Genomic DNA, 14,396 nt, shown 5'->3' with positions numbered 1-14,396 from the left:
TTCCTTCGAAGACGACCGTGATGCCACCAGTATGCCGTGATCGGACCTGATCGCGCGATCACTTGCCGCGATTGAGCTGACGCAGATTGCCCAGCACCGACTCCAACGCCCGATCGAACAGCAGGGTATCGTCCAACAGGCGCACTGCGCCCCGGCGAAACTCCAGGGCCAGGCTGGTGCGGCTATGCTCCTGCACTTTCAGGCCGGTGCGGTTGACGAAGATGTACTTGCCGGTGGCCTCGATGATCGCCGCCAATTTGCACCGCAGGCTGTTTTCATCGTCCTCCTGGAACTCAACCCAGCTGCCCAGGCGCAATTGATCCACCTGCATCAGGCCAACGTCATCGGCCGGCAAACGTACCTCGGCGTTGTCCGCCGGAGCATTGTGAGCGGGACGCAGGACAATTTTCTCCTGCACCTGGACCATGACCGGCGAATCGAACGACTGGGCCTGCTCCGTTGCCTGCCCCATGCGCTCCAGGGCCTGCACGTGCAGAGCCTCCAGTTCGCTGAAAAATTCGCTGGTGGCAAACGGGTCGAACGCCGATCGGTTCAGGCCTTCGCGCAAGGCCTTGAGCAGCTCTGGCACTATCGCCAGCAAACGCAGCCCAGCATCGGGTTCATCATGCGGCTGGACGCTCCAGACCAACTGTTCCAGGGTCGATACATCGGCCTGCCACTCGGCCGAATACTTGCCGTGCTTGAAACAGGTCAGCAACAACACCTGGCTCCAGGCGTGTTGCACGAACTCCACCACCGCTTGCGGCAACACCTTGCCCAGCATGACCTGATTCAGCGCCCCCTCGACTCGCTGGCGCGCCAGCTCGGCCTTGGCCCGCCCCTCTTCAGCATCACGAATGCGCTGTTCAAGCAGTTCACTGCGACGCCGCTCATCGCTGGTGAAGGCCAGGAAGTCGGCCAGCAGTTCGGAGAAAATCGCCGGATCGTCGACGAAATCATTCAATAAGCGCTGCACCACCTGCTCGATGCGCAGGTACAGGCTATCGCGCTGATGATCGTCGCAAGCGCCCCAGCCCATGGCCGCGGCGGCAATTTCATTGAGCAGGCGCCGGGCCGGATGATTGCCGCGGCTGAAGAAGCTCTTGTCTTGCACCGCCACCTTGAGCATCGGGATCTGCAGGCGACCGATCAGGGCCTTGAGGGAGTCCGGCAGGTTATGGTCGTCGAGGATGAACTCGAACATCATCGAAATCAGGTTGATCACGTCCTCGTCGGCGCCTTCGACCACCCGAGACTTGCCACTCCTGACACTGACCCGGGTCAGCAGTTGTTCGAGCTGGCTACGCAGATCAAATTCGTCCTGAAGGGTTGGCGCCGGAACATATTGCTGCAAATGAGAGAGCAGTCGCAGCAGGTCACGGGTCGAGATCGGCTGGGCCGCAGCGCTGGCCTCCAGCGTCGGCGCCACACTGCCACGCACTTGCCGTAGCAGCTTCTGCAACGCGGCGAATACCTCGTGCACGCTGTCATCCACCTCCGCAGCCCTGGGCTTGGCAGCGTTGTCGACCGGGGGCAGGGGGCTATCGTCGACACGATCCGAAGCACGGCGGGACGGCAAGACCTTGAGATCCGGCAAGACCCCAGTGGCAGCAAGCAACTGATTGGCCTCGGTATAGAGCTGGTCGCACTCGCTAAGCACATAGCGTTCGAACAGTTTGAGCAGGATCAGCTTGACCTTGATCCCCACCCCTAGGTTGCGTCCGGCCTGGAGAAAGCTCTCACATAACAACGCCGGACTGAGGGGATTCTGCTGAGTCGTCAACGGCCGGTCCAGCAATGCGCCAAGGCGGGCCGTCAATTGATCGAGCGACACACCATCGCGCCCGAGCACCCGCGTGACCATGGTCTCGACCGCCAGATGGCGCTCCAGGTCGTCATGCGTCGGCTGAGCCTGGAGGCCCGGGGCCAGAACGGGGGCCAAGGTGGCTTGAGTCAGATCGTATTGGGCCAGGCCAACAAAAGCCTCGAAAAACTGCTCGATAAACCCGCGCTCAATACTTTTGCGTTTCAGGCGCAAGTCGCGCATGGCTTCGAAGAACAGGTTCTGTTCGACATCGTTGCGCGCCCGGTCTGCCATTTCGAACAGTGTATCGTCGGCATTATCGAACAGCCCCTGCAAACCGAAGCGCAACTGCTGCGCAGCCTTGTCGCGAACCTGCAGCAGAATCACAGGCAGGCGGGCGAGCGGCGAATGATTCGCCTGATCGGTAGAAACCTTGTGCAAAGGCACTACATTCCCGTCGTTATGCATCCAAGCCTCCTGAAACGGCATTCTTCGGCTCGCAACGTCAAAGCTATGACGTCAATCGAAAGGCGGATTATCTGGCAAAAGAACCCCGTCGTACCAGCAGACTCTGTGACCCAGCTCGAAATACTTCGCAATAAGTGACCGGGGAATCGGGTAAATGTTGCGTGCATGCGACCAAATGCAGGTTTCGGTACCCGCACTTGGGTCCGCTCACTTTTGGCTTGGTGACCGGCAATAGACGCGCTCAAAAAAGCAACAATGTTTGTGAGACTGGCCTGCAGGCCTATAATCGGGCCACTTTGTTTGTGGAGCCCGTTATGCCGAACCTACGCCTCGCCGATCTGACCGCCGAAATCGAAGCCAACGTGCGCCGTGCGTTGCTCGAAGACATCGGCAGCGGCGACATCACTGCGCAACTGATCCCCGCCGAACGCTTGGCCAAGGCCACCATCATTACCCGCGAAACCGCGATCATCAGCGGCACTGCCTGGGTCGATGCGGTGTTCCGGCAATTGGACCCGCGCGTCGCAGTGCATTGGCAAGTGCGCGATGGCGAGCGGGTGAATCCCAACCAGGCGCTGTTCCACCTCGAAGGCCCGGCCCGCTCGCTGCTGACCGGCGAACGCAGTGCGCTGAACTTCCTGCAAATGCTCTCGGGGGTCGCCACTCGGGCCCGCTACCTGGCCGATTTCGTCGCCGACACTCAGGTCAAGCTGCTGGACACCCGCAAGACCCTGCCCGGGCTGCGCCTGGCCCAGAAATACGCCGTCACCTGCGGCGGCTGCCATAACCACCGCATCGGGCTCTACGATGCGTTCCTGATCAAGGAAAACCACATTGCTGCCTGCGGCGGCATCGCCCAGGCCATCACCGCCGCCCACAAGATTGCGCCGGGCAAGCCGGTGGAAATAGAAGTGGAAAGCCTGGCGGAATTGAAAGAAGCGCTGGCGGCCAATGCCGACATCATCATGCTCGACGAACTGAGCCTGGACGACATGCGTGAAGCCGTGCGCCTGAATGGCGGCAAGGCGAAACTGGAGGCCAGCGGCGGGATCAACGAAAGCACGTTGCGCCCGATTGCCGAGACCGGGGTGGACTACATCTCGATCGGGGCGATGACCAAGGATGTGAAGGCGGTGGACCTGTCGATGCGACTGAGCCTCTGACAACAAAAAACGCCAGCCTCGAAAAGGCTGGCGTTTTTTTCAGACCACCAGATTATTCATCTCGCAGTATTCATCCCATTCCACACCCAACACCTCGGCCGCTTCCTTGTGCAACGCAAGGCGCTGCGCCTCGAACTCTTCAGGCGTGCTGGTGTACTTGAGCGTCAACTCCCAAGGCTGCAGCCCCTGGGCTTCAGCCTCATCCTCGAATGCCCACTGGATCTGGTCTTTTTGATCGTCGGCGGACAAGTCCTTGATCTCTTCCAGCAGTTGGGGCGCGTCCAGCACGTACTTCTTCAGCGCTTCTTCGTGTCTGGCTTCCTGGCTCAATTCTTTAACAGTCATGGCGTTCTCGTTGATCTGGGGAATGGAAGATGGATCTGGATCATCAAGGATCTCTCTGACGCAAAAAACCGTGTGAAGCCCGGTTTATCTGGCCTTCAGAACCATTCGGGGATCATCTGAAAACTGCTGGGCGATGCACATGCAGGCAACGAATATAGGACGTTTTGCTGACGATTTACACGGTTCTTTACATCTATCCCACAAAAAACCATGCGCATGAGAAACCAGGGGAGCCTGGGAACATCTGTCAAAATAACCAGTCATAGCCATGTGCCATGCCGGCACTTCACAAGGACCCCAGTGATGCGCAGCTTTTCGAAACGTTCGTCGACCCGGCTTGCTACCGCGGCTTTGCTACTCGGCAGCCTGACCTTGGCTGGTGCTGCTCAAGCGGCTGTCGAAGTCTCCTCCGCTACGCCGTCTTACGACGACGCCATTCCTGCCCTTCATCATGACCAATTTGATAAGTACAAGCTCGTCAAGACCAACGTCAGCGCCAGCGCCTTGGAAAGCCTGCCAAAAACCGTGAAAAACAATACTGACGAACTGGAAAACCAGAAGCGCGTCCTTGGCGAACAGGCCCGTCAGATCGAAGAGCTCAAGCGCAACAGTGGATCCAGCTCCAACTCCAGCAGCAAGGAGATTGACGAGCTCAAGCGTACGATCAAGGAACAGGAAGACGATCTGAAGGACCTTGGCAAGCAGGTGGAAGAACTCAAGCGCAATAGCGGCTCCAGTTCGAGTTCGAGCAACAGCGAGATTTCGTCCCTGAAACGGGAGCTCAGCGATCAGGACAGTCAGATGGACCAGCTCAAACGCACGGTCGAGGAACTGAGCAGGAAGGTGAAATAATGAGGGGGGATGGTGCCCGAGACAGGAATCGAACCTGCGACCTTCGCGTTACGAGTGCGCTGCTCTACCGGCTGAGCTACACGGGCGGTGGCTAAAACTAGCACCGTCCCCCGTAGCCAGGCAACCTGCGACACAGGGATTTTCACCACACAGCAAAACGCCCCGAACCAGTCGGGGCGTTTGCTTGTTCAGCGGCTAAGCGAAGGGCTGATTAAACGCCCGATGCCTTGGCTGCTGCCACGTCTTTGATGGACAGCTTGATACGGCCGCGGTTGTCCACGTCCAGTACCAGCACTTCCACTTCCTGACCTTCTTTCAAGATGTCAGTCACTTTCTCGACGCGAGCATCGCTCAGCATGGAGATGTGAACCAGGCCGTCCTTGCCCGGCAGGATGTTGACGAAGGCGCCGAAGTCGACGATGCGTTCAACCTTGCCGACGTAGATCTTGCCGATCTCGGCTTCTGCGGTGATGCCCAGGACGCGCTGGCGTGCTGCTTCTGCCGCTTCCTTGGTTTCGCCGAAGATCTTGATCGAGCCGTCGTCTTCGATGTCGATCGAAGCCTTGGTTTCTTCACAGATCGCACGGATGGTCGCGCCGCCTTTACCGATGACATCACGGATTTTGTCGGTGTCGATTTTCATCGCGATCATGGTCGGAGCGTTTTCCGACAGCTCGGTACGGGACTGACCGATGATCTGGTTCATCTGGCCGAGGATGTTCAGGCGCGCTTCCAGGGCCTGGCCCAGGGCGATTTCCATGATCTCTTCGGTGATGCCCTTGATCTTGATGTCCATCTGCAGTGCGGTGACGCCTTTGGCGGTACCAGCCACTTTGAAGTCCATGTCGCCCAGGTGGTCTTCGTCACCCAGGATGTCGGTCAGGACGGCGAATTTCTCGCCTTCCTTCACCAGGCCCATGGCGATACCGGCAACCGGCGCCTTCATCGGCACACCAGCGTCCATCAGGGCCAGGGAAGCGCCGCAGACCGAAGCCATGGAGCTAGAACCGTTGGACTCGGTGATTTCCGATACCACGCGAATGGTGTACGGGAACACGTCAGCGGCTGGCAGCATGGCCTGGACCGAACGACGGGCCAGACGGCCGTGACCGATTTCGCGGCGACCGGCGCCACCCATGCGGCCACACTCGCCTACCGAGAACGGAGGGAAGTTGTAGTGCAGCATGAACGGGTCTTTCTTTTCGCCTTCCAGGGTGTCCAGCAGTTGCGCGTCACGGGCGGTACCCAGTGTGGCAACGACCAGGGCCTGGGTTTCGCCACGGGTGAACAATGCCGAACCGTGGGTCTTTGGCAGGACGCCAACTTCGATGTTCAGCGGACGTACGGTGCGGGTGTCGCGACCGTCGATACGCGGCTTGCCGTTGACGATGTTTTCGCGAACGGTGCGGTATTCGATTTCACCGAAAGCGGCTTTGACGTCGCTGGCCGATGGCTGGCCTTCTTCACCCGACAACTTGGCGACCACCTGGTCTTTCAGCTCGCCCAGACGTGCATAACGGTCGGCTTTGACGGTGATGGTGTAGGCCTGGGAGATCGCTTCGCCGAACTCGGCACGGATCGCGCCCAGCAGTTCGGTGGCTTCGGCTTGTGGAGCCCAGGCCCAGGTTGGCTTGGCTGCTTCGGCGGCCAGTTCCTTGACAGCGTTGATCACCACCTGGAACTCGTCGTGGGCGAACAGTACGGCGCCCAGCATCTGGTCTTCGGTCAGCTCCTTGGCTTCGGATTCAACCATCAGCACCGCTTCGGAAGTACCGGCCACGACCATGTCCAGGCTCGACGCCTTCAGTTGCTCGTAGGTCGGGTTCAGCAGGTAGCCGGTGCTTTCGTGGAACGCGACGCGGGCAGCGCCGATCGGGCCATCGAAAGGAATGCCGGAGATGGCCAGGGCAGCCGAGGTACCGATCATCGCAGCGATGTCCGGATCGGTTTTCTTGCTGGTGGAAACGACGGTGCAGACAACCTGCACTTCGTTCATGAAACCTTCTGGGAACAGCGGACGGATCGGACGGTCGATCAGTCGGGAAGTCAGGGTTTCTTTCTCGGAAGGACGGCCTTCACGCTTGAAGAAACCGCCAGGGATCTTACCGGCAGCGTAAGTCTTTTCCTGGTAGTGAACAGACAGAGGGAAGAAGCCTTTGCCTGGATCGGCTTGCTTGGCACCGACAACGGTCACCAATACGCTGACGTCGTCGTCAACGGTGACCAGCACTGCGCCGGAGGCCTGACGGGCGATACGGCCAGTCTCGAGGGTAACGGTCGACTGACCGAATTGGAATTTTTTGATTACCGGGTTCACGGTGTCCTACCTTCTTTGTGGCTCTTGGGGAACTTGTCTTCTTGCGAAATTCTTGGGCAATGGCGGGAATCGGCCCGACGTCTGTCCAGGGTAAAACGTGTATCCAGATAAAACTTGAGGCTGGGAGCCTGCCATACGCCAGCGGGAACCCCCTGACGCACGACAGACAACCAACCTCTAGCGCAATCGCTGATTAGCGACGCAGACCCAGGCGAGCGATCAGAGCGCTGTAACGGCTCACGTCCTTGCCTTTCAGGTAGTCCAGCAGCTTACGACGCTGGTTTACCATGCGGATCAGACCACGACGGGAGTGGTGATCTTTACCGTTGGCCTTGAAGTGACCTTGCAGTTTGTTGATGTTGTGGGTCAGCAGTGCAACTTGCACTTCTGGCGAACCAGTGTCACCAACAGCTTGCTGGTAGTCAGCTACGATTTGAGCTTTTTCTTGAACGTCGAGAGCCATGAGGCAATCCTTTTAGTCAGGAAGCTGTTTCAAAGAAACAGCTTCAACAGGCCAGGGACAAATCCCTGTATCTATAAATGAGTAGTGACCGTGCCTGTTAACAGCCACACTCGCCAGCCTGCTGTTACGCAGACTGGTTCCGGTCATTCCGACCGAATCAGTCGACGCGGCGCAATACGCCCGTCTTCGCTCACTTCACCGATACCGATGAAGCGACCATTGTGATCCTGCACCCGAACCATGCCGAACTTCGGCGCGTCCGGGGCACGTACCGGCTGGCCGTTGAGCCAGTAGAACGCGCTGTGTTCCGAGAACTGCAACAGCGGCCAGTCCAGCAGCCCGCTGTCCGATGGCATCAGGAAACGGTCGACCGCTTCGTTGCCGCCTTCGGCATGTACCGCTTCGAGCTCTTCGAGCGTGACCGTCTGGGCCAACGTGAAAGGCCCGGCCTGGGTCCGTCGCAATTCTGCCACGTATGCGCCACAACCGAGCTGCTCGCCGATATCCTCCACCAGGGTACGGATATAGGTGCCTTTGCTGCAATCCACGGCCAGCCGCGCAGTGTTACCGTCAAAGGCCAGCAATTCCAAGCGCGCAATAGTAACAGAACGCGGTTCGCGCTCCACTACTTCGCCTGCACGAGCCAGCTTGTACAACGGCTGGCCATCACGCTTGAGGGCCGAGTACATCGGCGGTATCTGACTGATTTGCCCGCGAAATCCTGGCAGCACAGCTTCGATATCAGCCTGACCAACGGTCACCGGGCGCTCCAGCAAAACCTCACCCTCGGCGTCCGCCGTGGTGGTGGTCTTGCCCAGTTGCGCCAGGGTTTCATAACCCTTGTCGGAATCGAGCAGGTACTGGGAGAACTTGGTCGCCTCACCGAAGCACAGCGGCAATACGCCGGTGGCCAACGGATCGAGGCTACCGGTGTGCCCGGCCTTCTCGGCATTGAGCAGCCAGCGAACCTTCTGCAACGCCGCGTTGGAAGTGAACCCCAACGGCTTGTCGAGCAGGATGATGCCGCTGACGTTACGACGGATACGTTTGACCTGAGCCACCGATTACTCCTTGGTGTCTTCGGGTTCAGCCGCAACCGGGTGCTGACTGTCTTCAGCCACGGCACGTTCGATCAACGCCGACAGGTGCGCCCCCCGCACGACGCTTTCGTCGTAATGGAAGTGCAGCTGTGGAACGCTGCGCAACTTCATCTCCCGGGCCAACTGCATACGCAGGAAACCGGCTGCCGAGTTGAGCACCTTGATGCTTTGGGCGATTTCTTCGGCGCTGTCCTGCCCCATCACCGTGATGAAAATCTTGGCATGACCGACGTCACGGCTGACTTCCACAGCGGTAATGGTGACCAGGCCGACGCGCGGGTCTTTGACTTCGCGGCGGATCAGTTGGGCCAGCTCACGCTGCATCTGATCGCCGATTCGTTGGGTACGGCTATATTCTTTTGCCATGTCTTGTTACCTGTTACTGCCCCACGGTCAAACCCGTGAGGTCTGAAAGCGGCAAACGCCCGGCCTGACAAAAGCCAGACCGGGCGTTGCGTTTAGAGCCCGCCAGCGAGGCAGCGCATGTTCATGCGGCTGCCCGGTGCGGCTCTTGAAGTACGCGAGTCAGAGGCTGCGAGCAACCTGGACCTTCTCGAAGACTTCGATCTTGTCGCCGACCTTGACGTCGTTGTAGCTCTTGACGCCAATACCGCATTCCATGCCGGCACGAACTTCGGAAGCGTCATCCTTGAAGCGGCGCAGGGATTCCAGCTCGCCTTCGAAGATAACGATGTCTTCACGCAGTACGCGGATTGGACGGTTACGGTGAACGACACCTTCGATCACCATGCAACCGGCGATCGCGCCGAACTTCGGCGAACGGAACACGTCACGTACTTCAGCCACGCCCAGGATGTTCTCCCGCACGTCGCTGCCCAACATACCGGTCAGGGCTTTCTTGACGTCTTCGATGATGTCGTAGATCACGTTGTAGTAACGCATATCCAGGCCTTCCTGCTCGACGATCTTGCGAGCGCCGGCATCGGCACGCACGTTGAAGCCGAACAGTACAGCGTTGGAGGCCAGTGCCAGGTTGGCATCGGATTCGGTGATACCACCGACACCGCCACCGACCACACGCACTTGCACTTCGTCGTTACCCAGGCCATTCAAGGCGCCGTTCAACGCTTCGAGGGAACCACGGACGTCGGATTTGAGGACGATGTTGAGCGTCTTCTTCTCTTCCTGACCCATGTTCTCGAAGATGTTTTCCAGCTTGCCTGCGTGAGCACGAGCCAGTTTGACTTCGCGGAACTTGCCTTGACGGAACAGAGCCACTTCACGGGCTTTCTTCTCGTCAGCCACAACGCTCATCTCGTCGCCAGCGTCCGGGGTGCCGTCCAGGCCGAGGATCTCGACCGGGATAGCCGGACCGGCTTCCTTGATGGACTTGCCGTTCTCGTCGAGCATGGCACGTACACGGCCGTAGTTCGAACCGACCAGTACCATGTCGCCTTGGCGCAGGGTACCGTCTTGAACCAGGACGGTCGCAACCGGACCACGGCCCTTGTCGAGACGCGATTCAACGACCACACCACGGCCAGGAGCCGAAGGTGTCGCAGTCAGTTCCAGGACTTCGGCTTGCAACAGAACAGCTTCGAGCAGTTCGTCAACACCGGTACCCATCTTCGCCGAGACCGGTACGAATGGAGTGTCGCCACCCCACTCTTCGGAGGTCACGCCGTGAACCGACAGTTCGCTACGGATGCGATCGAGATCGGCGCCCGGCTTGTCGATCTTGTTCACCGCAACCACCAGCGGTACGCCAGCAGCCTTGGCATGCTGAACGGCTTCGATGGTTTGCGGCATCACGCCGTCGTCCGCCGCAACCACCAGGATCACGATGTCAGTCGCCTTGGCACCACGGGCACGCATCGCGGTAAACGCGGCGTGACCCGGGGTGTCGAGGAACGTCACCATGCCGCGGTCGGTTTCAACGTGGTAGGCACCGATGTGCTGGGTAATACCGCCAGCCTCACCTGCCGCAACCTTCGCACGACGAATGTAGTCGAGCAGGGAAGTTTTACCGTGGTCAACGTGGCCCATTACGGTCACGACCGGCGCACGGGAAACCGCCTCACCTTCAAACTTCAGGGACTCGGCCAGGGAGTCTTCCAGGGCAGTGTCGCTGACCAGGGTCACTTTGTGGCCCAGCTCTTCAGCAACCAGTTGGGCAGTTTCCTGATCCAGTACCTGATTGATGGTGGCCGGCGTACCCAGCTTGAACATGAACTTGATGATTTCAGCAGCCTTGACCGACATCTGCTGGGCCAGATCGCCCACAGTGATGGTCTCGCCGATCTTCACTTCACGCACGACAGGGCCGGTAGGGCTCTGGAAACCGTGGGCGTTGCGTTTCTTCAGCTTGGCCTTGCCGCGACCGCCGCGACGGAAGCCATCGCTTTCTTCGTCGGTGGTACGTGGCGCAACGCGTGGTGCCGGCGCCTTTTCCTTGACCGAAGCACGATGAGGAGCATTTTTGCGCTCGCCATCACCACTGCCACGACGGTTGTCGTCGGCACGTGGTTTGTCCGGACGACGCTGTTCGTCGCGCTTGCGAGTATCAGCCGCAGGTGCAGGCGCTGGCGCCACGACCGGTGCGCTTTCACGCACAGGCTCGGCGACTGCGGCAGGTGCCGCAACAGCTTCGACCGGAGCCGATTGCGCAGCAGCAGGCTGGCGACGCGCTTCTTCTTCGGCGCGACGCTTGGCTTCTTCTTCAGCCTTCTGACGTGCAGCATTTTCTACTGCGCGACGTTCTTCCAGTTCGCGTTTGCGCTCGGCTTCGATTTCTTCCGGGCTGCGCTGTACGAAGACTTTCTTCTTGCGTACTTCAACGCTGATGCTTTTGCTACCGGCAACACGCAGGGTGCTGGTGGTTTTACGCTGCAGAGTGATCTTGCGCGGTTCTTCCACTTTCGCCTTGTGACTGCTCTTCAAGTGAGTCAGCAGGGACTGCTTCTCACTGTCGGTCACATGTTCCTCGGCGGCGGTGTGCGGCAGACCTGCCTCACGCATCTGCTGCAACAGGCGCTCTACCGGTGTTTTGACCTCATCGGCCAGTTGTTTCACCGTGACTTGCGTCATGCACTTCTCTCCTCAGGCCGCGCCTAATTACTCGAACCAGTGGGCTCGGGCGGCCATGATCAACTTGCCGGCACGATCATCGTCAATGCCGTCGATGTCGAGCAGATCGTCAATAGACTGCTCGGCCAGGTCTTCGCGGGTAATTACGCCGCGCACCGCCAGTTCCATCGCCAAATCCTTGTCCATGCCCTCAAGCGAGAGCAGGTCTTCGGCCGGATGGGCGTCTGCCAGCTTTTCCTCAGTAGCGATAGCTTTGGTCAACAAACGATCCTTGGCCCGAGCGCGAAGCTCGTTGACGATCTCCTCGTCAAAGCCGTCGATGTTGAGCATTTCTTCCACCGGTACGTAGGCAATCTCTTCCAGGCTGGTAAAGCCTTCATCCACCAGCACCTGTGCCAACTCTTCATCGACTTCCAGCTCGTCGATGAAATTGCGCAGGATGTCGCCGGTTTCAGCTTGTTGCTTAGCCTGGATGTCCGATTCGGTCATCACGTTCAGGGTCCAGCCGGTCAGTTGGCTAGCCAGACGCACGTTCTGACCACCACGACCGATGGCCTGAGCGAGATTGTCTGCGCCAACGGCGATGTCCATGGCATGGGCATCTTCGTCGACGATAATTGCCGCCACTTCAGCAGGCGACATGGCGTTGATCACAAACTGAGCCGGGTTATCGTCCCACAGGACGATGTCCACACGCTCGCCGCCCAACTCGCCGGATACGGCCTGGACACGCGAACCACGCATGCCGATGCAAGCACCCTGCGGGTCGATGCGCTTGTCCTTGGAGCGGACCGCGATCTTGGCACGCGAACCCGGATCACGGGAGGCAGCCATTACTTCGATCAGGCCTTCAGCAATTTCCGGCACTTCGATGCGGAACAACTCGATCAGCATTTCCGGCGCGGTACGCGACAGGATCAGCTGCGGGCCGCGGTTCTCGGTGCGGATTTCCTTGAGCAACGCGCGCAGGCGCACGCCAACTCGGAAAGTTTCGCGAGAAATAATGTCTTCACGGGCCAGCAACGCTTCGGCGTTGTTGCCCAGGTCGACGATCACGTTGTCGCGGGTAACTTTTTTCACGGTGCCGGAGATGATTTCCCCCAGGCGCTCGCGATAGGCGTCGACAACTTGTGCACGCTCTGCTTCGCGAACTTTTTGCACAATGACTTGCTTGGCAGTCTGTGCAGCAATGCGACCGAACTCGATGGATTCGATTTTTTCTTCGACGACATCACCAACCTTGGCGCCAGGATGCGTTTCTGCAACCTTGCTCGGCCAGGTTTCGATAGCCGGATCGTCCAGGTCGGCTTCCTCGACTACCGTCCAGCGACGGAAAGTCTCATAGGCACCGGTGTGGCGATTGATTTCCACACGCAAATCAACTTCGTCTTCAAATCGCTTTTTAGTGGCAGTGGCCAGAGCCAACTCCAGCGCTTCAAAAATAACGTTAGCCGGTACGCCCTTTTCATTGGATACCGACTCAACAACCAGCAGTACTTCTTTGCTCATCGTACGCCTCGCCTTTCGCAAGCCATTGGATCCGCGGGATCCGCAGTATCTGGCACGTATCAGTCAAAACTGGGAATAATGTTGGCCTTGTCGATCATATCGATCGGCAACAGGAACTCATGGTCATCTACCTGCACCACGACGTCCTGCTCTTCTACACCGCGCAGAAGGCCTTGAAAGTTGCGTCGACCTTCGAAAGGCGAGCGCAGCTTGATCTTCACTTGTTCACCGGCAAACGAAGCAAACTGTTCAAGGGTGAACAGAGGGCGTTCCATGCCAGGCGAGGAAACTTCAAGGGTGTATTCGGAGGTGATTGGATCTTCGACATCCAGTACACCGCTGATCTGACGGCTGACGATGGCGCAATCATCCACCAACACGCCGCCTTCCTTATCGATATAAACGCGCAACAGTGAGTGGCGACCTTGAGCCGAAAACTCAATACCCCAGCATTCATAGCCAAGGGCCACGACCACCGGGGCCAACAAGGCCTGCAACTGTTCTAGCTTGCTCGACACCTGAACCCCCTCGTGCATGTTTGTGCATGCTGTGCAAATAAAAAAAAATGGGCGAATCGCCCATCCCTGAAACGCCGTCGAATAGCGGCGTTGTAAAGTGTCCAGCTAACAAAAAGCCCCTTGGAAGGGGCCCCTGAAACTGGTTGCGGGAGCCGGATTTGAACCGACGACCTTCGGGTTATGAGCCCGACGAGCTACCAGACTGCTCCATCCCGCGACAAAGCTGGGGCGGAAGTATACGACCGATCCCTTACAGGGTCAATGTAACCCTTCCACCTACAAGAAAGCCCGCAATCGCGGGCTCTCCTGATAATTGGTACCGAGAAGGGGACTCGAACCCCTACACCCTATGGGCACAACCACCTCAAGGTTGCGTGTCTACCAATTCCACCACCTCGGCAATACAGCGTTTGAAACCTTCTTACTTCTGCTCTTGAGCTGGAGGTACGTCAGTCGCCGGGTTGGCCGACTTTTGCTCTTGAAGCACCGGGACATCATCAGAAGCCGGTTGTTGCTTTGGCGCTTCCAGCACTGCTGGGTTTGGCAAACCTACTTGAGTCAGCTCATGAGCCTTCTCTTTAGCAAAGTAACCTAACCCCAAGCTGGTCATGAAGAAAGCGGCGGCAAGTATAGCAGTAAACTTACTAAGAAAGGTAGAGGAACCTTGGCTTCCGAACACAGTATTTGAAGCACCTGCACCGAAAGACGCACCAGCATCCGCACCTTTACCCTGCTGCAGCAATACGAGAGCAACTACGCCCAGTGCACCCAGCAGATGAAAAACGACTACGACTGTTTCCAGCATTTTT

At 58.5% G+C, this 14,396-nt stretch carries 12 protein-coding genes and 3 tRNA genes; 2 read left to right on the top strand and 13 right to left on the bottom strand.

Going from position 1 to position 14,396, the window contains the following annotated elements; genetic code table 11:
- Positions 1 to 58: 58 nt before the first annotated feature.
- Positions 59 to 2,272 carry a DUF1631 domain-containing protein gene (locus tag SGN16_RS04175; protein ID WP_335943899.1) on the bottom strand — a complete coding sequence of 738 codons (2,214 nt, stop codon included), beginning with the start codon at positions 2,270 to 2,272 and terminating at the stop codon, positions 59 to 61.
- A gap of 314 nt (positions 2,273 to 2,586) precedes the next feature.
- Between SGN16_RS04175 and nadC the strand changes: the two genes are divergently transcribed.
- Positions 2,587 to 3,435 (top strand): carboxylating nicotinate-nucleotide diphosphorylase, encoded by an 849-nt coding sequence (gene nadC, locus SGN16_RS04170; RefSeq protein WP_210642804.1) that lies wholly within the window; start codon positions 2,587 to 2,589, stop codon positions 3,433 to 3,435.
- 39 nt (positions 3,436 to 3,474) lie between these two features.
- On the opposite strand, the gene SGN16_RS04165 is transcribed toward nadC, so the two are convergent.
- Positions 3,475 to 3,780 carry a DUF6388 family protein gene (locus SGN16_RS04165; RefSeq protein WP_335943900.1) on the bottom strand — a complete coding sequence of 102 codons (306 nt, stop codon included), beginning with the start codon at positions 3,778 to 3,780 and terminating at the stop codon, positions 3,475 to 3,477.
- A gap of 303 nt (positions 3,781 to 4,083) precedes the next feature.
- Here SGN16_RS04165 and SGN16_RS04160 point away from each other — a divergent pair, with 303 nt between their 5' ends.
- Positions 4,084 to 4,632, top strand: a complete 549-nt coding sequence (locus tag SGN16_RS04160; RefSeq protein WP_335943901.1) for a hypothetical protein — start codon at positions 4,084 to 4,086, stop codon at positions 4,630 to 4,632.
- 10 nt (positions 4,633 to 4,642) lie between these two features.
- On the opposite strand, the gene SGN16_RS04155 is transcribed toward SGN16_RS04160, so the two are convergent.
- From SGN16_RS04155 to secG, 11 genes are all read right to left on the bottom strand, one after another.
- Positions 4,643 to 4,718: transfer RNA gene (locus SGN16_RS04155), tRNA-Thr, on the bottom strand.
- A gap of 125 nt (positions 4,719 to 4,843) precedes the next feature.
- Positions 4,844 to 6,949, bottom strand: coding sequence for a polyribonucleotide nucleotidyltransferase (gene pnp / locus SGN16_RS04150; protein WP_058543783.1), 2,106 nt, complete (start codon positions 6,947 to 6,949; stop codon positions 4,844 to 4,846).
- Between the two features lie 193 nt (positions 6,950 to 7,142).
- Positions 7,143 to 7,412, bottom strand: coding sequence for a 30S ribosomal protein S15 (rpsO, locus tag SGN16_RS04145; protein WP_003197723.1), 270 nt, complete (start codon positions 7,410 to 7,412; stop codon positions 7,143 to 7,145).
- Positions 7,413 to 7,555: 143 nt separating this feature from the next.
- On the bottom strand, positions 7,556 to 8,473 hold the full coding sequence (truB, locus tag SGN16_RS04140) for a tRNA pseudouridine(55) synthase TruB (protein WP_060739216.1): 918 nt from the start codon (positions 8,471 to 8,473) through the stop codon (positions 7,556 to 7,558).
- Between the two features lie 3 nt (positions 8,474 to 8,476).
- A complete protein-coding gene (gene rbfA / locus SGN16_RS04135; RefSeq protein ID WP_003177871.1) occupies positions 8,477 to 8,878 on the bottom strand; it encodes a 30S ribosome-binding factor RbfA in 402 nt (133 codons plus the stop codon).
- A 159-nt stretch (positions 8,879 to 9,037) separates the two neighbouring features.
- The gene (gene infB, locus SGN16_RS04130) at positions 9,038 to 11,560 is read right to left on the bottom strand and encodes a translation initiation factor IF-2 (protein ID WP_210642802.1); all 2,523 of its coding nucleotides are present in this window, start codon (positions 11,558 to 11,560) and stop codon (positions 9,038 to 9,040) included.
- A gap of 27 nt (positions 11,561 to 11,587) precedes the next feature.
- Positions 11,588 to 13,069, bottom strand: a complete 1,482-nt coding sequence (gene nusA / locus SGN16_RS04125) for a transcription termination factor NusA (protein WP_003197716.1) — start codon at positions 13,067 to 13,069, stop codon at positions 11,588 to 11,590.
- Between the two features lie 59 nt (positions 13,070 to 13,128).
- Positions 13,129 to 13,587: a ribosome maturation factor RimP gene (gene rimP, locus SGN16_RS04120; protein WP_013692254.1), complete on the bottom strand. Its 459-nt coding sequence runs from the start codon at positions 13,585 to 13,587 to the stop codon at positions 13,129 to 13,131.
- A 140-nt stretch (positions 13,588 to 13,727) separates the two neighbouring features.
- A tRNA-Met gene (locus SGN16_RS04115) sits at positions 13,728 to 13,804 on the bottom strand.
- Positions 13,805 to 13,901: 97 nt separating this feature from the next.
- Positions 13,902 to 13,987 (bottom strand) — tRNA-Leu (locus SGN16_RS04110).
- 21 nt (positions 13,988 to 14,008) lie between these two features.
- Positions 14,009 to 14,392 (bottom strand): preprotein translocase subunit SecG, encoded by a 384-nt coding sequence (secG, locus tag SGN16_RS04105; protein WP_210645100.1) that lies wholly within the window; start codon positions 14,390 to 14,392, stop codon positions 14,009 to 14,011.
- Positions 14,393 to 14,396: the final 4 nt, after the last annotated feature.

This window comes from Pseudomonas sp. G166 (assembly GCF_037027455.2).
In the GTDB taxonomy this organism is placed as follows: Bacteria; Pseudomonadota; Gammaproteobacteria; order Pseudomonadales; family Pseudomonadaceae; genus Aquipseudomonas.
Note: the sequence above shows the minus strand (reverse complement) of the source record. Positions and strands in the feature narration are given on the sequence as shown.